Below are 23,511 nucleotides of genomic sequence, written 5' to 3' on the forward strand. Positions count from 1 at the left end.
GCACTTGGTTCTTGAGAACGCCCAGTGAGGCGGGCGCGGCGGCCCCGGGGCGGGTCCGGCAAAAGGACATTTAAGAATTATTTGGCGCTGATGGTGTCGGTGTTGCTGGTGCTTTAAGTGGTTGGTTCGCAAGTGTCCATTTGCCGGACCTGGCGTTCCCTACGGACAGGGCTTAAATTTTTTACGGCGAGTTTTCGTACGCTCAACATGGGGCAAACGCATGCGTTTGCCCCATGTTGAGTGGGCTGATACTCGTCATAGAAAATTTCAGGTCTGCGAGCGAAAAGATTTGGGGGACTGCGCGTATATGCGGCTTCAGTATGGGTTCCCGCCTTCGCGGGAATGACGGCCGGTTTGCGGTCGCCCCTACGCCGCCGGCGCAAACTTGACCAACTGGCCATCCTTGGCAAAGGCTAGGAAGCGCCCGATCTCCCCGGTGTGGATGTAGGTGACCATCATATTGAGCGGCGCCTCGGCCTCGCTCGACGCCGGCACCTGGCCTCCGCGTCCCGACATACTACTGACAAACACGATGTCCCAGTCGGCGCCGGTATGCCGCGATTCCGCCACCAGCTCCTCAAAGCTGCCCAGTTCGTCCAGCGTCTTGTCGACGCACATGACCGGGGCCAGCGCGCCGCCGCGCCTTTCGGCAAATGCGCTGCGTTCGGCGCTGCCCGCGCCATCGGGCAATTCGGCCCTGGCAAACGCAAACAGCATGCGCTGGGGTTGATCTTGGGCGCGCGCGGCGTCCAGCAAGGTGGTGAAACTGTCGATCGTCATAACGGGCCTCTTACGCAAAAAAATGGATGGCCACAGGTATACCGCATCCATTTGGCATGCTCCATAGCCACAAAGGATTAGTCCGCCTAGTCCTTGTCGCCGCGCCCAACCGCCTTCTTGCCAATATCCATGCCCCGTCCCGCTGCGTAGACTGATTCCATCAAGCTGCGCCATCGCTGGCGGCGCCGCTTTCATCTTGTGGAGGCAGCATGAGTCATTTTCTGGATCGCCTGAAGTACTTCAATAATCCCAAGGAGACCTTCTCCGACGGCCACGGCGCCGTCGTGCACGAGGACCGCACCTGGGAGAACACCTACCGCCAACGCTGGCAGCACGACAAAATCGTGCGCTCGACGCACGGCGTCAACTGCACCGGCTCGTGCAGCTGGAAGGTGTATGTCAAAAACGGGTTGATCACCTGGGAAACCCAGCAGACCGACTATCCGCGCACCCGCCCGGACCTGCCCAACCACGAGCCGCGCGGCTGCCCACGCGGCGCCAGCTATTCGTGGTACGTGTATTCGGCCCAGCGCGTCAAGTACCCGATGGTGCGCGGGCGCCTGATGGAGATGTGGCGCGAGGCGCGCCTCACAATGGACCCGGTCACGGCCTGGGACTACATCAGCCAGGACAAAACCCGCGCCGCCTCGTACAAGTCGATCCGCGGCCTGGGCGGCTTCGTGCGCGCCAAGTGGGACGACGTGAACGAGATCATCGCCGCCGCGAATGCCCTCACGATCAAAAAATTCGGACCTGACCGCATCGTCGGGTTCTCCCCGATTCCGGCCATGTCGATGGTGAGCTATGCGGCCGGAACCCGCTACCTGTCGCTGATCGGCGGCGTGGCATTGTCGTTCTACGACTGGTACTGCGACCTGCCTCCGGCCAGCCCGCAGGTGTGGGGCGAGCAGACCGACGTGCCCGAATCGGCCGACTGGTACAACTCCACCTTCCTCATGGTGTGGGGCTCGAACGTGCCGATGACGCGCACCCCCGACGCCCACTTCTACACCGAGGTGCGCTACAAGGGCACCAAGACGGTGGCCGTGTCGTCCGACTTTGGCGAGATGGCCAAGTTCGGCGACATCTGGCTCGCGCCAAAGCAGGGCACCGACGCCGCGCTCGCGCTGGCCATGGGCCACGTGGTGCTCAAGGAGTTCCACGCCAACGGCGGCTCGGACTACTTCCGCGGCTACGTCAAGCAGTACACCGACTTCCCGATGCTCGTCACGCTGGTCGAGAAAAACGGCGCGCTCGTGCCCGACTACTTCCTGCGCGCCTCGCACCTGGCCAACAATCTCGACGAGACCAACAACCCAGACTGGAAGACCCTGGTCATCGACGAGGCCACCGGCGCCATCTGCGCGCCCGGCGGCACCATCGGCTTCCGCTGGGGCGAGTCGGGTCGCTGGAACCTCGAGCAGAAGGAGGGCACCAGCGGTCGCGCGATCGACCCGCTGCTGTCGCTGATCGATTGCAGTGACGCGGTCCTCGACGTCGGCTTCGCCTACTTCGGCGGCAAGGATGCCGACGACATGCTGCAGCGCCGGGTGCCCGTCAAGTGCGTCACCCTGGCCGACGGCAGCGTCATCAACGTCGCCACCGTGTTCGACCTGACCCTGGCCAACTACGGCATCGACCGCGGCCTCGGCGGCGCCAACGTGGCCACCAGCTACGACGACGACGTGCCGTACACCCCCGCATGGCAGGTCAAGCACACCGGCGTCAAGGCGGCCGACGTGATCACCGTGGCGCGCCAGTTCGCCGAGAACGCCGACAAGACCCATGGCAAGAGCATGGTCATCGTCGGCGCCGCGCTCAACCACTGGTACCACATGGACATGACCTACCGCGGCATCATCAACCTGTTGATGATGTGCGGCTGCGTAGGCCAGTCCGGCGGCGGCTGGGCCCACTACGTCGGCCAGGAGAAGCTGCGCCCGCAGACCGGCTGGACCCCGCTCGCATTCGCCCAGGACTGGAACCGTCCGATGCGCCAGATGAACGGCACCTCGTTCTTCTACGCCCACACCAGCCAGTGGCGCCACGAAAAGCTGCACATCGAGGAGATCGCCTCGCCCTCGGCCGACGTGCCGGCCGAGCCGATGGCGCTGATCGACTACAACGCCAAGGCCGAGCGCATGGGCTGGCTGCCGTCGGCCCCGCAGCTCCAAACCAATCCGCTCGAGGTCACGCGCGCCGCCAAGGCCGCCGGCAAGGATCCTGCCACCTACGCGGTCGAGCAGATCAAGGCCGGCAAGCTCGAATTTTCGTGCGACGACCCGGACAACCCGGCCAACTTCCCGCGCAATATGTTCATCTGGCGCTCCAACATCCTGGGCAGCTCCGGCAAGGGCCACGAGTACTTCCTCAAGTACCTGCTGGGCACCCAGAACGCCTTGATGAGCAACGAGGACCATTGCATCAAGCCGCGCGACGTCAAGGTGCGCCCGGCCGCCGAAGGCAAGCTCGATCTGGTGGTGGTGCTCGACTTCCGCATGTCGACCACCTGCCTCTATGGCGACATCGTGCTGCCTACCGCCACCTGGTACGAGAAGGACGACCTCAACACGTCCGACATGCACCCCTTCATCCACCCGCTGTCGGAGGCCGTGCAGCCGCTGTGGCAGTCCAAGTCCGACTGGGAGATCTACAAGGGCATCGCCGAAAAATTCACCGAGATTGGCGGCGAGTACCTGGGCACCCAGACCGACCTGGTGCTCACCCCGCTGATGCACGACACCCCGGGCGAACTGGGCCAGCCGTTCGACCCCAAGGACTGGCGCGCCGGCGAATGCGAGCCGATCCCCGGCAAGACCATGCCGAACCTGACCGTGGTCGAGCGTAACTACAGGGACGTGTACAAGAAGTTCACCTCGATCGGCCCGCTGCTCGAGTCGCTCGGCAACGGCGGCAAGGGCATCGGCTGGAAGACCGGCCACGAAATCGACGTCCTGCGCGGCATCAACCGCACCGTGACCGAGGAGGGTGTGTCAAAAGGCCAGCCGCGGCTCGACACCGCCATCGACGCGGCCGAGATGATCCTCTCGCTGGCCCCGGAGACCAACGGCCACGTGGCCGTCAAGGCCTGGGCCGCGCTGTCGAAGATGACGGGGCGCGACCATACCCACCTGGCGCTGCCGCGCGAGCACGACACGATCCGCTTCCGCGACGTGCAGGCGCAGCCGCGCAAGATCATCTCCTCGCCGACCTGGTCGGGCCTGGAATCGGAGGAGGTCAGCTACAACGCCGGTTACACCAATGTGCACGAGATGATCCCCTGGCGCACCCTGACCGGCCGCCAGCAGTTCTACCAGGACCACCTGTGGATGCGCGACTTCGGCGAGGGGCTGTGCGTGTACAAGCCGGCCATCAACACCAAGACGACGGCGGCGATGCTGGGCGCTAAACCGAACGGCAACAAGGAGATCGCGCTCAACTTCATCACGCCGCACCAGAAGTGGGGGATCCACTCGACCTACTCGGACAACCTGCGCATGCTCACGCTCTCGCGCGGCGGGCCGCACGTTTGGCTGTCCGAGGACGACGCCAAGGCGGCCGGCATCGTCGACAACGACTGGATCGAGGCCTTCAATGTGAACGGCACGCTGACGGCGCGCGCCGTGGTCAGCCAGCGGGTGCCTGCCGGCATGATACTGATGTACCACGCCCAGGAAAAGATCATCAACACGCCGGGCGCCGAGTTGTCGGGCAAGCGCGGCGGGATCCACAACTCGGTCACGCGCACCGTCACCAAGCCGACCCACATGATCGGCGGCTATGCGCAGCTGTCGTGGGGCTTCAACTACTACGGCACCGTCGGATCGAACCGCGACGAGTTTGTATTGGTGCGCAAGATGGACAAGGTCGAGTGGCTGGAAGGCCCACTGGTTGAACAAGATTCGGGAGCGAACGTATGAAAATCAGAGCGCAAATCGGGATGGTGCTGAACCTGGACAAGTGCATCGGCTGCCACACCTGCTCGGTCACCTGCAAGAACGTCTGGACCAGCCGCGACGGTGTCGAGTACGCGTGGTTCAACAACGTCGAGACCAAGCCGGGCATCGGCTATCCAAAGCAGTGGGAGAACCAGGACAAGTGGAACGGCGGCTGGAAGCGCAAGGCCAACGGCAAGATCGAGCCGCGCCAGGGCGGGCGGCTCAAGATCCTCGCCAACATCTTCGCCAACCCCAACCTGCCGGCCATCGACGAGTACTACGAGCCGTTCACCTACGACTACGAGCGCCTGCAAAACGCGCCGTTGTCGGAGACGCCGCCGACGGCGCGTCCGGTGTCGGTCTTGACCGGCAAAAAGATGGACAAGATCGAATGGGGCCCAAACTGGGAGGATGACCTGGGCGGCGAATTCGCCGCGCGCAGCCAGGACAAGCTGTTCGACAATATGCAGAAGGAGATGTACGGCACCTTCGAGAACACCTTCATGATGTACCTGCCGCGCCTGTGCGAGCACTGCCTCAATCCGACCTGCGTCGCGTCGTGCCCGTCTGGCTCGGTGTACAAGCGCGAGGACGACGGCATCGTGCTGATCGACCAGGACAAATGCCGCGGCTGGCGCATGTGCATCTCGGGCTGCCCGTACAAGAAGATCTATTACAACTGGTCTTCGGGCAAGGCCGAAAAGTGCACCTTCTGCTATCCGCGCATCGAGGCGGGCCAGCCGACGGTGTGTTCGGAGACCTGCGTGGGCCGCATCCGCTACCTCGGCGTGCTGCTCTACGACGCCGACAAGATCGAGGCGGCGGCATCGGTGGCCGACGAGCGCGACCTGTACGGCGCCCAGCTCGGCCTGTTTTTGGACCCGCACGACCCGGCCATCATCGAGGAGGCGCGCCGCCAGGGCATTCCGGACTCGTGGCTCGAGTCGGCCAAGCGCTCGCCGGTCTACAAGATGGCGGTTCAATGGAAGGTGGCCTTCCCGCTGCATCCCGAATACCGGACCTTGCCGATGGTGTGGTACATCCCGCCGCTGTCGCCGATCCAGGCCGCGGCCGAATCGGGCAAGATGGGCATGAACGGCATCCTGCCCGACACCGCCAGCCTGCGCATTCCGGTCCAGTACCTGGCCAACCTGCTCACGGCAGGCGACCAGCCGCCGATCATCCGCGCGCTCGACCGCATGCTCGCCATGCGCGCCTACATGCGCAGCAAGAGCGTCGACAAGGTCGAGAACCTCGCCGTGCTCGAGGGCGTGGGGCTGGACAAGGCGACGGTCGAGGACATGTACCACATCATGGCGATCGCCAATTACGAGGACCGCTTCGTGATCCCGAGCAGCCACAAGGAGATGGCCGAGGACAGCTTCAACGAGAAGGGTTCGTGCGGTTTTAGCTTTGGCAATGGCTGCTCCGACGGCTTGACCGAAACGAGCCTGTTCGGCAAGAAGAAATCGGGATCGGTGAACTTCGTCTCGATGCCCAAGTCGCGCAAAAAAGCCACCGAGGAGGCATCATGAAACAGCCACGCCACTACGCCGTCCTGTCGGCGCTGCTGCAGTACCCCGAGCCGGAGCTGCTCGCAAATCTGCCGGCGCTGGCCGACCTGATGGCCGACACGCCGGCTTTGCAAGCGCCGCTGCTGCCGCTGTTCGACTACCTCGGCGCCGGCAGGCTGATCGACCTGCAGCAGCAGTACGTGAGCACGTTCGACCGCAACCCCTCGCACTCGCTGCACCTGTTCGAGCATATCCACGGCGAGTCGCGCGACCGCGGCCAGGCCATGGTCGACCTGATGGAGGAGTACAAGAAGCACGGCCTGCACATGACCGGCGACGACCTGCCCGACTACGTGCCGCTGTTCCTCGAGTTCCTCGACCAGCAAAGCGCGGACGAGGCGGCGCGGTTGCTCGGCGACGCGGTGCACGTGCTGGCCCATATCGGGCGCAAGCTCGACGCCAACGGCAGCCCGTACGCCGGGGTCTTCAACGTGCTCGAGCAACTGAGCCCGGTGGCCGCCGAAACCCTGACCGAGCCGCCCGTGCGCGACATGGACGAGGCGCTCGAGACCTTCGGCCCCGGTGCCGACGGCGTCGAGCCGCTACTCAAAAACACCGGGATACCCGGCACGCATCCGATCAATTTTTATCCGAAGGCGCGCGCCGCCGCCTCGGCCGCCTGAAGGAGCCCATCATGGACTACATGCACCACTTTCTGTTCGGGATCTACCCCTACATCGCGCTGGCGATCTTCCTGCTCGGCAGCCTGATCCGCTTCGACCGCGAGCAGTACAGCTGGAAGTCGGAATCGACCCAGGTGCTGCACCGCGGCCAGTTGCGCGCCGGCAGCATCATGTTCCACGTCGGGATCATCGGCCTGTTTTTCGGCCACGCGGCCGGCCTGCTCACGCCGGTGGCGGTGTGGGACTGGCTGGGCGTGGGGCACGGCGCCAAGCAGGTGTTCGCGATGGTCGCGGGCGGCGTCATGGGCCTGCTGTGCCTGGCCGGCATCGTGCTGCTGCTGGCGCGCCGCTGGAGCAACGAGCGCCTGCGCAACGCCACCACCTTCAAGGACAAGGTCGTGCTGCTGTGGATCCTCGCCACCTTGCTGCTGGGGCTGTCGTCGATCTGGGTCTCGGCCTCGCACCTTGACGGGCACACGATGGTCACGCTGATGAACTGGGCGCAGTACATCGTCACCTTCCGCGCCGGCGCCTCCAACTTCATCGACGGCGCGCCGCTGCTGTTCAAGCTGCATCTGTTCATGGGCATGTCGCTGTTTGTGATCTTCCCGTTCACCCGCCTGGTGCATGTGTGGAGCGGCTTTGGCGCGCTGACCTACCTGGGCCGCGCCTATCAACTGGTGCGCAGCCGTTAATCGAGGAGAATAATCATGGGAATCGCAGTCAACGGCGTCGACATCGACGACAGCGCCATCGAGCAGGAATTGGCGCACCACCAGGACGCAGACAACCCGCTCAAGCAGGCGGCCCAGGAACTGGTGCTGCGCACCGTGCTGCTGCAGCAGGCCGACACGCTGGGAATTTGCGGCGACGACGACCAGCGCATCGAAGAACTGCTGGCCTTCCAGGTCCAGGTGCCCAAGGCGGACGAGGAGGCCTGCCTGCGCTTCTACCGCAACAACGCGGCCCGCTACACCAACGGCGACATGGTCGAGGCGCGGCACATTTTGCTGCAGGTGACGCCGGACGCGCCGTTGGAATTGTTGCGCGGCACGGGCGAGGCCTTGCTCGAGGCCTTGCAGGCGCAGCCGGAGCGCTTCGCAGAGCTGGCCGCGCAGTATTCCAATTGCAGTTCGGGGCAGGTGGGCGGCAGCCTAGGGCAGTTGTCGCGCGGGCAGTGCGTGCCGGAATTCGAGGAACTGTTGTTCCGGTTGGGCGAGGGCGAGCTTGCCGGGCGCTTGCTCGAGACGCGCTTCGGCCTGCACATTGTGCAGGTTCAGCGCAAGGTGGCGGGGACCTTGTTGCCGTTCGACGCGGTGCGCGACGAGGTCGCCATCCTCCTCGACCAGATGGCCAGCCGGCGCGCGACACACCAGTATCTGCATATTTTGGTGGGGCAGGCCCAGATCGAGGGGCTTGAGCTGGAGGGCGCCGATTCGCCGCTGGTGCAATGACGCATAACGGGCCGGCTAGTCATTTATGACTAGTCGGCCCCCTTCGTCCTGCGCACAGCCAAATCGACCCCGGCCCGCTACAATGGGCCCATCAATTAAAGGCCGCACGTCGTTCCAGCGTTGGCACACTGCTCTCCGAGATAAAAACAACCAACGTCATCCCCGCGAAAGCGCAAACGCATGCGTTTTCCCCATGCTGAAGATGCGGTTATGCGGCTCCCGAAAGTTCGGACTTGTAGGGCCTGAAGGTTTTAACTCCGCGTATAGGCAAGCTCAGCATGGGTCCCCGCTTTCGCGGGGATGACGTCGGGTAATTTATCGACGGCGATGACGTTGGCTGCTTTGTCGACGCCTTTAACTTAGCTACTTTAAGTCCATCAACTAACCAGTGGAGCAGGCAATGCTGCGTGACCGCTACGGCCGCTCGATCGAATACCTCCGCTTGTCGGTCACCGACCGCTGCGACCTGCGTTGCACCTACTGCATCCCGAAGGGATTCAAGGGCTTCGAGGAGCCGTCGCACTGGCTCACCTTCGACGAGATCGAACGCCTGGTGTCCGCCTTCGCCCGCCTCGGCACCGAGCGCCTGCGCCTGACCGGCGGCGAGCCGCTGCTGCGGCGCGACCTGGCCGGCCTGGCCGGGCGCCTGTCGGCCATCCCCGGCATCACCGACCTGTCGCTCTCGACCAACGCCACCCGCATGACGCGCCACGCCGCCGAGCTGCGCGCGGCCGGCGTCTCGCGCATTAACGTCAGCCTCGATTCGCTCGACCGCGGCTGCATGGAGCAAATCACGGGCCGCGACAGCCTCGGGCAGATCATGGACGGCATCATGGCCGCCAAGGACGCCGGATTCGACCCTATCAAAATCAACATGGTGGCGCTGCGCGGCGTCAACGACACCCAGATCGACGACATGGTCGGCTTTTGCATCGAGCACGGCTTCACGCTGCGCCTGATCGAGGCCATGCCCATGGGCGCCACCGGGCAGGACACCACCTGGCTCGACCTGGGCCCGGTCGAACAACGCCTCCGCCAGCGCTTCAAGCTGATGCCGCAGGTCGCGCGCCTGGGCGGCGGACCGGCGCGCTACCTGGTCACCCCGGACGGGCGCACCAGCGTCGGCTTCATCACCCCGATGTCGCAGCATTTCTGCGGCGACTGCAACCGGGTCCGGCTTGCGGTCGATGGTACCCTGTACCTGTGCCTGGGCCAGGAGGACAAGTTCGAGTTCCGCCCGATGCTGCGCGCCGGCGCCAGCGATGCCGAGCTCGAAGACGCGATCCGCCACGCCATCACGCTCAAACCGGAGCGCCACGAGTTCCGCGAGCAGCCTCAGAAAATCGTGCGTTTCATGGCGCAGACCGGTGGTTGAGGGCGCGCGCGCACTTGCTCGGACTGGGCACAAGCGTATGATGTCAAGCGAGCGTTGCCGCACGGCGCCGCCATGCCTGGAGTTGCTATGCCCCTTGATGCGTTAATCCCGTCACGCCACAAGCTCTCGACCAAGATCGTCGGCGCGCTGCTGGGCTTTTTGCTGCTGGCCCTGACCGCCATCCTGACCACGCTTTACCTTTCGTGGCAGCTCGAGGGCAGCGCCGCCGCGATCAACGACACCGGCAGCGTGCGCATGAACAGCTATCGGCTGGCGATCCTGCTCGACCGCGCGCACGACGGCGACCCGAGGGCGGCCGCGGCCGCCGCGCGCCAGCTCAATCACATATCGGCCACACTGGCGCAGTTGCGCGAGGGCGACCCGCAGCGCCCGTTGCTGCTGCCGCCGACGGGCGCCATCCGCACCCAGTTCGAGGCCATCGCCGGCGAATGGCAAACCGGCCTGCGCCCCGAGGCCCTAGCCTTGGCGCGGCTGGCCGGGCCGGCCAGGGCCGCCGCCCAGGCGCGCTTTGGCGAGCACACCGAGCAGTTCGTCGCGCGCGTCGACGCGCTCGTGAAACTGATCGAACGCGACAGCGAAACGCGCACGTTCTGGCTGCGTGGCTCGCAGTTGGCCCTGCTGGGCCTGGCAATGGTCGGCACGGTCAGCCTGATCTATCTGATGTTCAGCCTGATCGTCGAGCCGGTGACCCGCCTGCACGAGGGCTTGAACCGCATGAAGGAGCACGATTTCGCGGTCCGCCTGTCGCTCGAATCGCGCGACGAGTTTGGCCAGCTCGGGCAGGGCTTCAACCAGATGGCCGACCGCCTGCAGGCGCTGTACGGCAGCCTCGAGGAGCGGGTCAGGCTCAAGACCGCGACGCTCGAGTACCAGAACCGCGAGCTGGCGCTGCTGTACGACGCGGCCGCCTTCCTGCAGCGGCCGCAGCCCTTGGAGCCGCTGTGCCGGGGCCTTTTGCAGCGCATCTGCGAATTCTTCGAGGCCGACGGCGGCTCGGTGCGCGTGCTCGACAACAGCCGCGGCAACCTGCACATGGTCGTGCACCAGGGGATCTCGCCCGAGCTGGTCGCGCGCGAGCACTGCATCAAGGTCGGCGACTGCCTGTGCGGCGAGGCGGTGCAGCGCAAGGTCACCGTGATCCACGACTTGCGCAAGATGGACAAGGCCTACGAGCTCGAATGCCACCGCGAGGGTTTTGCCACGGTGTCGGTGTTCCACATCTATGCGCAGCAGCAGCACCTGGGGTTTTTCAACCTGCATTTCCGCTCGCCCAAGGAATTCGACGCGCGCGCGCAAAGCCTGCTCGAAACGCTGGGCCAGCTGCTCGGCACCGCGATCGAAAACCTGCGCCTGGGCGCGCGCGAACGCGAAATGGCGGTCTCGGAAGAGCGCAACCTGGTGGCGCAGGGACTGCACGACAGCATCGCCCAGGGCTTGAATTTCCTGAACCTGCAGGTGCAGATGCTCGACCAGTCTGTCCGCGACGGCAAGATCGACGACGTCGCCGAGATCATCCCGATGCTGCGCGCCGGGGTGCAAGAGAGCTATGAGGACGTGCGCGAACTGCTGCACAATTTCCGCAGCCGCCTGGTGGAGGAAAACCTGGTCGGGGCGCTGGAAACGACGGTCGACAAGTTCCGGCGCCAGACCGGCATGGCCGCAGAACTGGTGGCCGACATCGACGGCGCGCCGTTCCCGCGCGAGCAGCAGTTGCAACTGCTGTTCATCGTGCAGGAGGCGCTGTCGAATGTGCGCAAGCACGCCGGCGCCAGCCGCGTGCTGGTGCGCCTGCAGGACCGAGAAGACTTCACGCTGACGATCGAGGACGATGGCGACGGTTTCGACCCGGACAAGCTGGCCGGACTGGGCGACAGCCATGTCGGCATCGACATCATGCGCGAGCGGGCGGTGCGCATCGACGCCACGCTGGCGCTGCGCTCGGCGCCGGGCGTCGGCACCACCATCGAACTCACCCTGCCGCGCGCGCAACGGCGCGCGGCCTGACCTGATTAAGGACCTACTAAATGCAAACCGACCAACCGATCCGGGTGCTGCTGGTTGACGACCATTCCTTGTTCCGCAGCGGGATACGCTCGCTGCTGCAGCGCCACGCCGAGTTTTTGGTGGTGGGGGAGGCGGCCGACGGGGTCGAGGGCATCAAGCGCGCCCAGCAACTCAAGCCCGACGTGGTGCTGCTGGACTTGAACATGCCCGGCATTTCGGGAGTCGAAACGCTGCAGCTGATGAAGCAGGATTGCCCCGACACCGCCATCATCATGCTGACCGTGTCGGAGGAGTCGCAGGATTTGGCGCTGGCGATGCGCTCGGGCGCGCGCGGCTACCTGATCAAGAACATCGAGACCGATTACCTGTTGCGCGCGATCCGCCGCGCGGCCGCCGGCGAAACCGTGGTGGCCGAGGCGCTCACCGGCAAGCTCGTGGCCCAGCTGCACGGCGGAGCGCAGAACGCGCCGCCGCCGTCCGACATCGACAAGCTGACCCCGCGCGAGAAGGGCATCCTCGACTGCCTGGCGCGCGGCGAGAGCAACAAGCTGATCGCGCGCAAGCTCGATCTGGCCGAGAGCACGGTCAAGATCCATGTCCAGAACGTGCTCAAGAAACTCAAACTGTCGAGCCGGGTGCAGGCGGCCGTCTACGCCGTCGAGCAGCGCATGACGAACGAGGCGGCCGACCGGGCCAATTAGTTACCGCCGCAACCGCCGCAGCAGCCGCTCGCGGGTGCGTCGGCGACGACGAAGCCGGCCGCGTTGACGGCCGAGCGAAGCTGGGTGGGGGAGGCGAGGTTTTCGTCGAAACCGACGCGAGCGCGGTTGTGGGCCAGCGTGACATGCACGGATTCGACGCCCCGCACGGTTTCGAGCGCCTTGGCGACCTCGATCGCGATGGCCTCGTTTTGCATGGCGGGAATGGTCAATGTTGCGGTTTGCATGGATTCCTCCTGTTGTGATGCCCGTAGCCTAGGCCAGCCGCCGTCCGCCGTCCATAGGCCGGATTGAAAAACGCAATCTGGATCAATTTTCCGGTGGTTTCCGCAGAACGCCATTGCTGGCGGGGCGCGTTTGAAGTAGTATTTCACATATATCTTTAAAAAAGAGCCCGATCATGAGCCTGCTGAAAATCGAAGAACCCGCCGCGCCGGCGCGCCATCCCGCGTGGGCCGCGCAGCATCCCTTGTGGGCGCTGGGCTTCCGTCCGTTCTACCTGCTGGCGGCGGCGCTGGCGGCGCTGGCCATACCGCTGTGGCTGGCGCAGTACCTCGGCTGGTTGCATGGCTGGCCGCAGGTCGGCCTGGCCTGGCACATGCACGAGATGGTGTTTGGCATGGCCGTGGCCGTGATCGTCGGCTTCCTGTTCACGGCGGGGCGCAACTGGACTGGGTTGTGGACGCCGCGCGGCACGCACCTGGCGTTGTTGGCGTTGCTGTGGGTGCTTGGGCGCGTGGCGATGCTGGCGGCGCCGGTATGGCTGGCCGCGGCGGTGGACATTTTGTTTTTGCCCCTGTCGGCGTGGGCCATGTTCCGCGTGCTGCATCAGTCCGGGAATAAACGCAATATGCCGCTGGTCGGCCTGCTTGGCGTGCTCGCGTTGGCGAATGGGCTGTTCCATGCCGCCTTGCTGGGGTGGGTTTCCATATCGCCGGTGGCGCCGGTGCATGGCGCCATTCTCGTAATCGTCATTATCGAGTCGGTCATTGGCGGCAGGGTGATCCCGATGTTCACCAACAATGGCGCGCCCGGTGCCGGAGCGGCGATCCATCCGCGCGTCGACAAGGTGGCGCTGGCGCTTACGGTGGCGGCCAGCCTAGGCTTGGTCGCAGGGGTGCAGGGCTGGCCGATGCTGGCGTTGGCCGGCTGTGCCGGCGTGGCCTCGTTCTGGCGCCTGGCGGGCTGGAAGCCGCACCGCACGCTGCGCAATCCCTTGCTGTGGATACTGCACCTCGGTTATGCCTGGGTTGGCGTGGGGTTCTTGCTGCTGGGGCTCGCCGCGGTCGGCATCGGCACCGCCAGCACAGCCTTCCATGCGCTGGCGGTTGGCTCGATGGCGGGCCTGATCATCGGCATGATGACCCGCACCACGCTCGGCCACACGGGGCGGATGATGGTCGCCAAACGCGCCGAGCCCGCCATGTACGGGTTGATACAGGCCGGGGCGTTGCTGCGGGTTCTGGCCGGGTTCGCTCCGGCCGCGTGGCGCAATGAGGCGTTGGTGCTTTCGGGGGTGTGCTGGACCTTGTCGTTCGTCATATTCCTCGTGGTGTACGGGCCTTATTTGCTGCGCGCGCGAATCGATGGAAAAGAGGGCTAGTTGCCGCGGTCGTCACCCAAGGGGCCTGCTCGGCTTGCAACTGCCGTTCCCCGCTGGACCCGCTTTAACTAGGTCGAGCCGTTCGACATAAACGCTCTCTGCTCCCCTGGGCGCACTTGCGATATTGTCGCCAAAAGGCGCCGATTTCTATAGAGTCGCAATCGGCGCGGCTGCGGCCGTACCTCTCGTATTGCCAGCGCTCATTTGCTACTTGATTCGACCTCGGAGTGTGCGCGCGCCCCCCCGGGCATCTAAGCTGAGGTAGCGGTCACGCTTCCAATTTTCTCACCACGCCATCCACACTGAGCTCATAGCGGTCGAAATCGCGCGCCAGAAACAGCGCGCCTTCGTAGTGCTGTCGCGCCTCCGCCTCAACTTCGGCCATGCCTTCGCTGTTGTCGTAACGCGGGCTGAAGTGGGTCAGGATCAAGTTCGGCACACCGCTTGCAGTGGCAAACTGCGCCACCCTTTGCACCGAACTGTGGGTCGGCCCGGGGCCAACCTTCTGCAATACCGCCTCGGTATAGGTCGCCTCGTGCACCAGCAGTTGCGCGCCTTCGCAGGCGCCGCTGAGTAGGGAAGGGGTGTCGTTGTCGCCGCCAACCACGACCGCCGCGCGGTCTACCTGGGCGATGCGAAACTCGTCGGCCGCCAGCACCGTGCCGTCGTCAAGTTGCACATCGTGCCCCGCCTGCAATTTCCCCCACAACGGTCCCGGAGCGACGCCGCTCGCCTGCAACGCGGCGTTGTCGAGCCGCCATTTGCTGTTCTCGACGGCGAAGCGGTACGCCACGCTTGGCTCTCGATGCGACAAGGCATGGCTCGTGATGCGCAAGCCCGGCTCTTGATGGACTTCCTGATCGCCGTCGACATCGATGTGAATGATCGGAAATGTCAGATACAAATCCGTATGCAAAAAAGTCGCCTCCAGCCACGCCTTGACCGCCGCCGGCGCGATCAGGATCAGGGGACGCTTGCGTCCGTTCATCGACGCGCTGGCCAGCAATCCCGGCAGGCCGTAGGTATGGTCGCCATGCACGTGCGTGATGCAAATGCCGGCCAGGTCGTGCACCGTCAGGGCGATGTGCTGCAGCCGTTGTTGGGTCGCTTCGCCGCAATCGATCAGCCACCAGTCCCGGTTGAGGGTTGTCTGCAAGGCCAGCGCGGTCACGTTGCGGTATTTGGTTGGCACGCCGGAGGAGGTGCCGAGGAAGGTCAGTTTGAACATGCCGCATTATGCCAAGAATTCGCCGTCATTCGTGCCCGCTCACAGGTGATGGTCCGCGGGCACAGTTGGCCTTTGGCTATAGCACCAATAGATAAAATTGCGTTGATCGATAGTTTTTCATGCCCTAGACTGGTCTTAATTGCCAATAGTAAACTTTTAGGAGAGAAATTTTGTCATCCGAAGCAAAGTGCCCATTTTCTGGCGACCTTAGCAAACCCGCTGCCGCCGCCGCCCCGAGGAACCCGGATTGGTGGCCCAATCAACTGAACCTCAAGGTCTTGCACCAACATTCCACGCTGTCCGATCCGATGGGCGGGGAATTCGATTACACCGCGGCGTTCAACAGCCTCGACTTGCCCGCTGTGATCGCCGACCTGCATGCCCTGATGACCGACTCGCAAGACTGGTGGCCCGCCGACTACGGCCACTACGGTCCTTTCTTTGTCCGCATGGCATGGCACAGCGCCGGCACCTACCGCATTTCGGATGGCCGCGGCGGGTCCGGTTCCGGCGCGCAGCGGTTCGCGCCGCTCAACAGCTGGCCGGACAACGGCAACCTCGACAAGGCGCGCCGCCTGCTTTGGCCGATCAAGCAAAAGTACGGCCGCAAACTGTCCTGGGCCGACCTGATTGTACTTACGGGCAATGTCGCGCTGGACTCGATGGGTTTCAAGACCTTCGGTTTCGCAGGCGGTCGCGCGGACATCTGGGAGCCGGAAGAGGACATTTACTGGGGCCCAGAGGGCAAGTGGCTCGCTGACGAGCGCTACAGCGGCGAGCGCGAGCTCGCCAAGCCGCTCGCCGCGGTCCAGATGGGTCTCATCTACGTCAACCCGGAAGGGCCCAACGGCAACCCAGATCCGGTCGCGGCGGCGCGCGACATCCGCGAGACATTCGCGCGCATGGCCATGAACGACGAGGAGACGGTCGCGCTCATCGCGGGCGGCCACACCTTCGGCAAAGCCCATGGCGCGGCCGATCCGGGCCAGCATGTCGGGCTCGAACCCGAGGGCGCGGACCTCGAGGATCAAGGATTCGGATGGAAGAATTCTTTCGGCACCGGCAACGGGGCGCATACGATCACCAGCGGTCTGGAAGGGGCATGGACCAAAAATCCGATTAAATGGGACAACAACTTCTTTGAAAACCTGTTTGGCTTCGAGTGGGAGCTGACCAAGAGTCCCGCCGGCGCGCACCAATGGACGCCCAAGCTCGGCGCCGGCGCCGACACGGTGCCCGATGCCCACGATTCGTCCAAGCGGCACGCCCCGGTGATGTTCACGACCGACCTCGCCCTGCGAATCGACCCGAGCTATGCGGCAATTTCGAAGCGCTTTTTCGAGGATCCGCAGGCTTTCGCCGACGCCTTCGCCAAAGCCTGGTACAAGCTCACCCACCGCGACATGGGACCGGCCGCGCGCTATCTCGGGCCGCTCGTTCCTGCCGAGCCGCTGCTGTGGCAGGACCCGATCCCGGCGCTCGATCATGAATTGATCGGGAACGACGACATCGCCGCCCTGAAGGCCGCGATCCTCGGCTCCGGGCTTTCCATCTCCCAATTGGTCAGCACCGCCTGGGCGTCCGCCGCAACCTTTCGCGGCAGCGACAAGCGGGGCGGGGCGAACGGCGCGCGCATCCGGCTCGCGCCGCAAAAGGATTGGGAAGTCAACCAGCCGGCCGCGCTGGCGGCGGTGCTGCAACAGCTCGAAGCGATCCAAAGCAATTTCAACGTCGCCCAGTCGGGCGCAAAGAAAGTCTCGCTTGCCGACCTGATCGTGCTGGGCGGCTGCGCGGCCGTCGAGGCCGCCGGGAAGAAGGCCGGCCACGACCTGCTCGTTCCTTTCTCGCCCGGGCGCATGGATGCCTCGCAGGAGCAGACCGATGTGGACGCGTTCGCCGTGCTCGAGCCGCTCGCGGACGGCTTCCGCAACTACCTGCGCAAGGGGACGGGTGGCTCGGCCGCCGAGTTGCTGGTGGACCGGGCCAGCCTGATGCGGCTGACCGCGCCCGAAACGACCGTTTTGCTCGGTGGTATGCGGGTATTGGGCGCCAACTTCGGCCAGTCCGCGCAGGGCGTGTTCACCAAGCGGCCAGAGACGCTGAGCAACGACTACTTCGTCAACCTGCTCGACATGGGCACGCGGTGGCAAAAGAGCGCCACAGCCGACGGCGTGCTGGAGGGGCACGACCGGGTGACTGGGGAGCTCAAGTGGACCGGAACCGTGGTCGACCTGGTCTTCGGTTCCAACTCGCAGTTCAGGGCGATCGCGGAGGTTTACGCCTGCAGCGACTCGCAAGATGCGTTCGTGCATGACTTTGTGGCGGCCTGGAACAAGGTGATGAACCTCGATCGTTTCGACCTGAAGTAGGGCCAGGGCAGGGCCAAAGTAGGGCCCCAAATGGGGCCGACGGAAACAGTCGAAATTAATCTTCTCGAAACTGAATCCGTTTGGCCCTCTGGCAAGTATACGAAGCTATACAATAATACATAGGGGAAATATATGTTGTCAAAAGTTTCACATAAGCTCTGCGCGGCCGCATGCGTTGTGGCGGCCAGCCTCGGCTCCGCCCACGCCGAGACCGGCAAGCTGCTGCTGACCGGCGGCGTGAGCACCATCGACGGCGCCGGGGGCGGCGGGTTGACGCCCTGGGCCGTCATCGGCACCAACGCCACCACGGGCGAAACTGGCTTCGCCGCCAACATTACCCGCGTGAGCACGCGCGACTACGGCCTGAACGCGGTCGGCGCCATGGCCGCCTTCGACAACCGTTTCGAACTGTCGGTCGCGCACCACGACTTCGACACCGGCGTCACCGGCACCGCCCTCGGCTTGCCCGGCTTGCACCTTCGCCAAAAAATCCTTGGCGGCAAAATGCGGGTGGCCGGCGAGGCGATCCTCGACAGTTTCCTGCCGATGCCGCAGATCGCCGTCGGCTTCCAGTACAAGTCGCTCGATTCGAGCGGGCTCGACCCCACCTTGGCCGCCCTCGGCGCCAAGAGGAACGGGGTCGACTTCTATGTCAGCGCGACCAAGTTGTTGCTGGCGCGGGGCCTTGTCGTCAATGGCACCTTGCGCGCATCCAAGGCGAACCAGGACGGCTTGCTTGGCTTCGGCGCAACGCTTGGCGGCGCGCGCGACCGCTACCGCCTGATGCCGGAGGTGTCGGTCGCCTGGCTCATCAACCGCCACCTCGCGATCGGCGCCGAGTATCGGGTCATGCCCAACAACTTGCAGGACGCCGGCCGCGCCGCCGGGCTCGGCGAGGGCTTGCGCGCGAGCGATTGGAAGGACGTGTTCATCGCGTGGGCGCCGAACAAGAACGTGTCGCTCACGCTGGCCTATGTCGACCTCGGCTTGATCGTGCCCGCCACCACGGCCAACCGCAAGCAGAGCGGCGCCTACCTGTCGGCGCAGTTCGCCATCTGATCGCAGCGCCCAACCATCCAGAAACCATCATGAAAAAATACCTGCTGTTCATCCTCATTAGCATCAGCTCCACGCTGGCCCTGGCGCAAGACGCGGCGCCGCGCGACCAGCTCTACAAGGCACTCGGCGAAAAGGCCGGCCTGGTCAAGCTGATGGACGATTTCCTGCCGCGCCTGCAGGCCGATCCGCGCACGGGCCCGTTCTTCAAGGAGGTTGACGAGGCCAATCTTAAAAAGCAACTGGTCGATCAATTCTGCGAGGTCAGCGGCGGCCCCTGCGTCTACAAAGGGCAGGACATGAAGACCTCCCATATGGACCTGAAAATCAACCGCGCCCACTTCAATGCTCTCGTAGAAATATTGCAGGTCTCGATGGCCGCGCAGGGAACGCCGTTCTCCGCGCAAAACAAGTTGCTCGCCGAGCTCGCGGGGATGCACCGCGCCATCATCACGACCGAAACCCGCTAGCCGTTCACCTCACTTGCGCTTGACGAAAGGCGGCGAGTCGGTAATGCTGTGTAAGCGCCGGATGACGGAAATAGGACGGCGCTTACGTCTATTATTGTCTTTGTAATAAAAAGGAAAATCCATGAACATCCGCAATCTCGGCACCGCCGCATTCACGCTCGCAGCACTCGCTTCAGGCGTTGCAATGGCGCAGGACAAAGCCGTTTCGACCAAGTCGAAAGTGGAGAAGTGCTACGGCGTTTCGCTCGCCGCGCAAAACGATTGCAAGGCCGGCGAAGGCACGCGCTGCGCGGGCACCTCCAAGACCGACTACCAGGCCAACGCCTGGAAGAACGTTCCTGCCGGTACCTGCACAGCGATCAAAACCCCAAAAGGCAAGGGCTCGCTGACCATTTCCTGACCGCCCGCGCAGACATGCCGCCAACGCTGGGCGCCGGACTCGGACTCAAACCGGAACACTACGACGCCGCCCTCGCGTGCACGGCGGAGGCGATCTGGTTCGAGGTGCATCCGGAGAATTATTTCGTCGATGGCGGTCCGCGGCTGGCGTGGCTCGATGCCATCCGCGGCAAGCATCCCCTGTCCTTGCACGGGGTGTCGTTGTCGCTCGCGGCCGATGTGCCGCCGGAACGCCGCGCGCTCGACAGCCTGGCCGCGCTGGTGCGCAGGTTCGAGCCGGCGTTGGTGTCCGAACACCTGGCCTGGTCGGCGTGGCGCGGCGTCTACTATCCCGACCTGTTTCCGTTTCCCCGCACCAGCGATGCGCTGGCCCGCATCGCCGACAATATAGCGTTGACCCAGGACGTGCTCGGGCGCGCAATCGCCATCGAAAACCCGTCCCATTATTTGCGCATCGAAGACCACGCGTGGGGCGAGGCCGATTTCCTCACCGAGTTGACGCGGCGCACCGGATGCGGCCTGTTGCTCGATGTGAACAACGTCTACGTCAGCGCCAACAATCTCGGCTACGACGCCCGCGCCTACCTCGACAGTCTGCCGGCGCTGGCGATCATGGAAATCCATCTCGCCGGCCACAGCGTCGACGGCGAAGCGGCGGGGCTGCTGGTCGATTCGCACGACGCGCCCGTCGCGCCCGAGGTGTGGGCGCTCTACGCTTACCTGATCGCAAAAATCGGACCGCGGCCCACCCTGGTCGAGCGCGACGGCAACATTCCGCCGTTCGCCAGCCTGATGGATGAGCGGGCAATGGCGCAAGCGGTTCTCGACCGGCACGTGGTGAGAACATGAGCTCGCCATTGACGCGTTTTCAAGACGCTTTCATCGACGCCCTGTACGCCGAGCCGGGCACCGCGACGGCGTCGGCGCTCGCAGCCCAGCCCGCCTTTTCGATCTACCGCAATACGGTCTTCAAGGCATGCGTCGACGCGCTTGCCGCCAACTACCCCAGCGTGGCCGTGCTCGTCGGACCGGCATGGATGCGCGGCGCCGCGCTCGAGTACGTGCGCGCGCATCCGCCGGCATCTGCCAGCTTGCTCGCCTACGGGCATGCGTTTCCGGCATTCCTTGCCGGCCTCGAGACGGCGGCCGGCCTGCCTTACCTCGCCGACGTGGCCAGGCTCGACCTAGCCTGGAATCACGCGCATGGCGCGCCCGACCAGGGCGTGCTGCAGGCGGGCGATCTGGGCGCCATGGCGCCGGCCGGACTCGGCGAAGTCCGCCTGCGGCCACAGCCGGGCGCAACGTGGATGTGGTTTCCCGAGATGCCGGTCTACACGATCTGGAGCGCCAGCCGCGAGCAGCGCGCCCCGGCCCCCGACCTCGCCTGGCGGCCCGAAGGCATATTGCTGCTCCCGCGCGACAAGGTGGTGCGCTGGCAACCGTTGGGCGCGGGGGCATGCGCCTTTCTCGACGGCTGCGCGGCCGGCGCCACGCTCGCGCAATGTTGCGAGCGGGCTTTGCTGGCCGACTCCTCGCTCGATATCGGCCTTACCTTGGCCGAACTGATCAATGCGGGTGTATTCTGTGGCATTACAGAATGATGCACTCTACCAACCCGTTTCTTTATTGCGAATTGCATTCCTATGTTTAAAAACCTCCGCATCCGGACCGGCCTCATGCTGGTGCTTGGCATTTTCAGCGTGGCGCTCTGGTCCGCCGTCTACGTGGTCTGGACCAATGCGCGCGTGTCGGCGCAGGCGATGGAGGATGTGGTCGGCCTGTCGAACCGGGAGATTCAGCCACTGCAGGACATTGAGCGCTATTTCTCTTCGGCGCTGAGCAATATGGACAACGCCTATATCAATCTGGTGCGCGAGGACCAGGTCAGCGCAACCGATTACACGCGCAAGGCGTCCTCCGCACTGGAGCAGGCCAAGAAACTGTTTGCCAGCTATCGCAAAACGTCCGGGCTCGACCCGCGGCTCGCGGACCGCGCGCGCCGCGTGTTGGGCGCCTACGCCGCCTACGCCAAAGTGCTCGAGCAGCGCGAGGAGGCGCTGTACGAGGTTTCCCTCGAAACCTATGCGGGCGCGAGCAAGGCGGCCGAGCAGGCCGACATGGCGTTCGCAGCGGTATTGCGCGAGGTCATCCGCGACGCCGAGCGGGTCCGGGAGGAACTGCGTGCCGACTCGCAGCGCCGCTTCAGCATCGCGGTCTGGCTCGCCGCGGGCATGTTCGTGTTTTCGCTGGCGCTGGTGGCCGCCTACTGGCTGCTGTTCGAGCGTGTGCTGCTGCAGCCGCTGCGCAGCGCCGGCGAGCATTTCGACCGGATCGCCAAGGGCGACTTGACGGCGCGCATCGATGCGCCGTGGCGCAACGAGGTCGGGGTGCTGCTGGTGGCGCTGCGGCGCATGCAGCAGGGCTTGGTGCAAACGGTCGGCACCATCCGCGGCGCGACCGACGACGTCAATGAAAGCGCCCAGGAAATCGCCAACGGCAACCAGGAGTTGTCGAGCAGGACCGAGCAGCAGGCGGAGGCGCTCGAGAACGCCGCCTCGACGCTCGAACAGCTCTCCGCCGCGGTGCGCCAGAACGCGGGAAACACCCATCAAACCAATTTGCTGGCCAGCACCGCCGCCGACCATGCGGTGCGTGGCGGCACCTTGATGGCGGGCATTGTCGAGACGATGGACAAGCTCGCGACCAGTTCGACCAAGATCGGCGATATCGTCAGCGTGATCGACGGCATCGCGTTCCAGACCAACATCCTGGCGCTCAATGCCGCCGTCGAGGCCGCGCGCGCGGGGACCCAGGGCAGGGGGTTCGCGGTCGTCGCGGCGGAGGTGCGCTCGCTCGCCCTGCGCAGCGCCGACGCGGCCAAGGAGGTGAAGGGCTTGATCGAAATCTCGTCGGCCAACGTGCGCATGGGCACGAGCCAGGTCAACGAGGCCGGGCAGGCCATGGAGCAGATCGTCAGCTCGGTCCAGACCGTCATGAGCACGATGCGGGAAATCGCCTCGGCCACCGCGGAGCAGGCGATCGGCATCGAACAGGTGAGCAGTTCGGTCATGCAGATGGACCGTTCGACCCAGGACAACCGCGTGCTGGTCGGGCAGACGTCGGACTCGGCCGAGGGCTTGCGCGAGCACGCCGACCAGTTGGTGGAGTCGGTCTCGGTGTTCCGGATTGGCAGTGCGCCGGAGCATGCGTCAACCGAGCCGCTCAGAATCGCGAAACGTTAATCGTTCGGCTGATAGATCGCTTGCGAAATCATGTCGGCGAGGCTGATGGTTTGCCCCGGTGCCCAAGGCCGCAAGCCCTGATCCTTGGCCAGGCGGATCCGGTGCACCTTCATCGCATCGATGATGTCCGACGGCTCCGGCCGTTCGATCAGCAGGGGCAGCGTCTGTCCGGCTTCGAGGAAGAACTGCTTGCGCGCGTTTTCGTTATCCGCCAAAAACGCGTTTCCCCACCAATCGGTGATGCAATCGCTGGCGCCTTCCAACGCCGCTTGCGTCACCAGCCGGTTCGACTTTTCGTTATTGATTGTTTTCGACGCCGGCATCAGGTTCCACGCATCCCCGCAAGGCCAGGCGGCAAACGGGAAGCAGTGGTCGACATCGTAGTCGCCGCGCAGGCGCTGTCCGGACCATACGCAATAGACGGGCTTGCCGTCGGCGCGAATGCGCGCCACGGCTTCGCGGGCGACGCGAGTGTCGCGCTCGGGATCGGCCCAGGCGAGCAGGGTTTGCGCGAGTTGGCGCACATTCGGCTGCCGGTATCCCGCATACGACTCGATCAGGCGAATCCATTCCGCAAGCAGTACCGGCTCGACCCAGACGTTGTAGCGCGTGAACGCCTGCCAGATATCGGGCGGCACGCGCAGCTCGCCGAAACT

Annotated in this window: 20 protein-coding genes; 16 read left to right on the forward strand and 4 right to left on the reverse strand. The window is 64.7% G+C overall.

Annotated features, from left to right (window positions below):
* Positions 1-366: 366 nt before the first annotated feature.
* Complete coding sequence (locus C7C56_RS23845) at positions 367-780, reverse strand: ribonucleotide reductase subunit alpha (protein WP_106759854.1); 414 nt, start codon at positions 778-780, stop codon at positions 367-369.
* 209 nt (positions 781-989) lie between these two features.
* Between C7C56_RS23845 and C7C56_RS23850 the strand changes: the two genes are divergently transcribed.
* The 8 genes from C7C56_RS23850 (at position 990) to C7C56_RS23885 (ending at position 12,470) form a co-directional block, all read left to right on the forward strand.
* Positions 990-4,700, forward strand: coding sequence for a nitrate reductase subunit alpha (locus C7C56_RS23850; RefSeq protein ID WP_106759855.1), 3,711 nt, complete (start codon positions 990-992; stop codon positions 4,698-4,700).
* Complete coding sequence (gene narH, locus C7C56_RS23855) at positions 4,697-6,253, forward strand: nitrate reductase subunit beta (RefSeq protein ID WP_106759856.1); 1,557 nt, start codon at positions 4,697-4,699, stop codon at positions 6,251-6,253. Before C7C56_RS23850 ends, narH begins: the two co-directional genes overlap by 4 nt.
* Complete coding sequence (gene narJ, locus C7C56_RS23860; protein WP_106759857.1) at positions 6,250-6,915, forward strand: nitrate reductase molybdenum cofactor assembly chaperone; 666 nt, start codon at positions 6,250-6,252, stop codon at positions 6,913-6,915. Before narH ends, narJ begins: the two co-directional genes overlap by 4 nt.
* An 11-nt stretch (positions 6,916-6,926) precedes the next feature.
* Positions 6,927-7,610 (forward strand): respiratory nitrate reductase subunit gamma, encoded by a 684-nt coding sequence (gene narI, locus C7C56_RS23865; protein ID WP_106759858.1) that lies wholly within the window; start codon positions 6,927-6,929, stop codon positions 7,608-7,610.
* Positions 7,611-7,625: 15 nt separating this feature from the next.
* The gene (locus tag C7C56_RS23870; protein WP_106759859.1) at positions 7,626-8,369 is read left to right on the forward strand and encodes a peptidylprolyl isomerase; all 744 of its coding nucleotides are present in this window, start codon (positions 7,626-7,628) and stop codon (positions 8,367-8,369) included.
* 400 nt (positions 8,370-8,769) lie between these two features.
* Positions 8,770-9,744: a GTP 3',8-cyclase MoaA gene (gene moaA / locus C7C56_RS23875; protein ID WP_106759860.1), complete on the forward strand. Its 975-nt coding sequence runs from the start codon at positions 8,770-8,772 to the stop codon at positions 9,742-9,744.
* Positions 9,745-9,831: 87 nt separating this feature from the next.
* Positions 9,832-11,769, forward strand: a complete 1,938-nt coding sequence (locus C7C56_RS23880; protein WP_106759861.1) for a type IV pili methyl-accepting chemotaxis transducer N-terminal domain-containing protein — start codon at positions 9,832-9,834, stop codon at positions 11,767-11,769.
* Positions 11,770-11,789: 20 nt separating this feature from the next.
* Positions 11,790-12,470, forward strand: coding sequence for a response regulator (locus C7C56_RS23885; RefSeq protein ID WP_106759862.1), 681 nt, complete (start codon positions 11,790-11,792; stop codon positions 12,468-12,470).
* On the opposite strand, the gene C7C56_RS23890 is transcribed toward C7C56_RS23885, so the two are convergent.
* The gene (locus C7C56_RS23890; protein ID WP_106759863.1) at positions 12,467-12,715 is read right to left on the reverse strand and encodes a heavy-metal-associated domain-containing protein; all 249 of its coding nucleotides are present in this window, start codon (positions 12,713-12,715) and stop codon (positions 12,467-12,469) included. The genes C7C56_RS23885 and C7C56_RS23890 overlap by 4 nt on opposite strands.
* A 173-nt stretch (positions 12,716-12,888) precedes the next feature.
* Here C7C56_RS23890 and C7C56_RS23895 point away from each other — a divergent pair, with 173 nt between their 5' ends.
* The gene (locus C7C56_RS23895) at positions 12,889-14,091 is read left to right on the forward strand and encodes an NnrS family protein (RefSeq protein WP_106759864.1); all 1,203 of its coding nucleotides are present in this window, start codon (positions 12,889-12,891) and stop codon (positions 14,089-14,091) included.
* Between the two features lie 268 nt (positions 14,092-14,359).
* Here the strand turns inward: C7C56_RS23895 and C7C56_RS23900 are convergent, their stop codons facing one another.
* Positions 14,360-15,319: a ribonuclease Z gene (locus C7C56_RS23900; RefSeq protein ID WP_106759865.1), complete on the reverse strand. Its 960-nt coding sequence runs from the start codon at positions 15,317-15,319 to the stop codon at positions 14,360-14,362.
* Positions 15,320-15,489: 170 nt separating this feature from the next.
* Here C7C56_RS23900 and katG point away from each other — a divergent pair, with 170 nt between their 5' ends.
* The 7 genes from katG (at position 15,490) to C7C56_RS23935 (ending at position 22,855) form a co-directional block, all read left to right on the forward strand.
* Complete coding sequence (gene katG, locus C7C56_RS23905) at positions 15,490-17,688, forward strand: catalase/peroxidase HPI (RefSeq protein WP_106759866.1); 2,199 nt, start codon at positions 15,490-15,492, stop codon at positions 17,686-17,688.
* Positions 17,689-17,865: 177 nt separating this feature from the next.
* A complete protein-coding gene (locus tag C7C56_RS23910; RefSeq protein ID WP_307719077.1) occupies positions 17,866-18,747 on the forward strand; it encodes a DUF3034 family protein in 882 nt (293 codons plus the stop codon).
* Positions 18,748-18,776: 29 nt separating this feature from the next.
* A complete protein-coding gene (locus C7C56_RS23915; protein ID WP_106759868.1) occupies positions 18,777-19,214 on the forward strand; it encodes a group I truncated hemoglobin in 438 nt (145 codons plus the stop codon).
* Between the two features lie 121 nt (positions 19,215-19,335).
* Positions 19,336-19,614, forward strand: a complete 279-nt coding sequence (locus tag C7C56_RS23920; protein WP_106759869.1) for a BufA1 family periplasmic bufferin-type metallophore — start codon at positions 19,336-19,338, stop codon at positions 19,612-19,614.
* A gap of 14 nt (positions 19,615-19,628) precedes the next feature.
* Complete coding sequence (gene bufB / locus C7C56_RS23925) at positions 19,629-20,462, forward strand: MNIO family bufferin maturase (RefSeq protein WP_106759870.1); 834 nt, start codon at positions 19,629-19,631, stop codon at positions 20,460-20,462.
* Positions 20,459-21,214, forward strand: coding sequence for an HvfC/BufC N-terminal domain-containing protein (locus tag C7C56_RS23930; RefSeq protein WP_106759871.1), 756 nt, complete (start codon positions 20,459-20,461; stop codon positions 21,212-21,214). The genes bufB and C7C56_RS23930 overlap by 4 nt, the downstream gene beginning before the upstream one ends.
* Before the next feature lie 42 nt (positions 21,215-21,256).
* Positions 21,257-22,855, forward strand: coding sequence for a methyl-accepting chemotaxis protein (locus C7C56_RS23935; protein ID WP_106759872.1), 1,599 nt, complete (start codon positions 21,257-21,259; stop codon positions 22,853-22,855).
* Here the strand turns inward: C7C56_RS23935 and C7C56_RS29120 are convergent.
* Positions 22,852-23,511 (reverse strand): DUF8808 domain-containing protein (locus C7C56_RS29120; RefSeq protein WP_219933218.1); only part of this gene is annotated, 660 nt, incomplete at its 5' end. The two genes, C7C56_RS23935 and C7C56_RS29120, sit on opposite strands and share 4 nt — an antisense overlap.

Source organism: Massilia glaciei, from assembly GCF_003011895.2.
Lineage (GTDB): Bacteria > Pseudomonadota > Gammaproteobacteria > Burkholderiales > Burkholderiaceae_D > Telluria_A > Telluria_A glaciei.

What these genes read in the sequence shown, in the direction of transcription:
- C7C56_RS23935 (WP_106759872.1), top strand. Translation starts at nt 21,257, where the DNA reads ATGTTTAAAAACCTCCGCATCCGGACCGGCCTCATGCTGGTGCTTGGC.
- C7C56_RS23915 (WP_106759868.1), top strand. Translation starts at nt 18,777, where the DNA reads ATGAAAAAATACCTGCTGTTCATCCTCATTAGCATCAGCTCCACGCTG.
- bufB (WP_106759870.1), top strand. Translation starts at nt 19,629, where the DNA reads ATGCCGCCAACGCTGGGCGCCGGACTCGGACTCAAACCGGAACACTAC.
- C7C56_RS23900 (WP_106759865.1), bottom strand. Translation starts at nt 15,319, where the DNA reads ATGTTCAAACTGACCTTCCTCGGCACCTCCTCCGGCGTGCCAACCAAA.
- C7C56_RS23920 (WP_106759869.1), top strand. Translation starts at nt 19,336, where the DNA reads ATGAACATCCGCAATCTCGGCACCGCCGCATTCACGCTCGCAGCACTC.
- narH (WP_106759856.1), top strand. Translation starts at nt 4,697, where the DNA reads ATGAAAATCAGAGCGCAAATCGGGATGGTGCTGAACCTGGACAAGTGC.
- C7C56_RS23885 (WP_106759862.1), top strand. Translation starts at nt 11,790, where the DNA reads ATGCAAACCGACCAACCGATCCGGGTGCTGCTGGTTGACGACCATTCC.
- C7C56_RS23880 (WP_106759861.1), top strand. Translation starts at nt 9,832, where the DNA reads ATGCCCCTTGATGCGTTAATCCCGTCACGCCACAAGCTCTCGACCAAG.
- narJ (WP_106759857.1), top strand. Translation starts at nt 6,250, where the DNA reads ATGAAACAGCCACGCCACTACGCCGTCCTGTCGGCGCTGCTGCAGTAC.
- C7C56_RS23890 (WP_106759863.1), bottom strand. Translation starts at nt 12,715, where the DNA reads ATGCAAACCGCAACATTGACCATTCCCGCCATGCAAAACGAGGCCATC.
- C7C56_RS23870 (WP_106759859.1), top strand. Translation starts at nt 7,626, where the DNA reads ATGGGAATCGCAGTCAACGGCGTCGACATCGACGACAGCGCCATCGAG.
- moaA (WP_106759860.1), top strand. Translation starts at nt 8,770, where the DNA reads ATGCTGCGTGACCGCTACGGCCGCTCGATCGAATACCTCCGCTTGTCG.
- C7C56_RS23850 (WP_106759855.1), top strand. Translation starts at nt 990, where the DNA reads ATGAGTCATTTTCTGGATCGCCTGAAGTACTTCAATAATCCCAAGGAG.
- C7C56_RS23930 (WP_106759871.1), top strand. Translation starts at nt 20,459, where the DNA reads ATGAGCTCGCCATTGACGCGTTTTCAAGACGCTTTCATCGACGCCCTG.
- C7C56_RS23845 (WP_106759854.1), bottom strand. Translation starts at nt 780, where the DNA reads ATGACGATCGACAGTTTCACCACCTTGCTGGACGCCGCGCGCGCCCAA.
- C7C56_RS23895 (WP_106759864.1), top strand. Translation starts at nt 12,889, where the DNA reads ATGAGCCTGCTGAAAATCGAAGAACCCGCCGCGCCGGCGCGCCATCCC.
- narI (WP_106759858.1), top strand. Translation starts at nt 6,927, where the DNA reads ATGGACTACATGCACCACTTTCTGTTCGGGATCTACCCCTACATCGCG.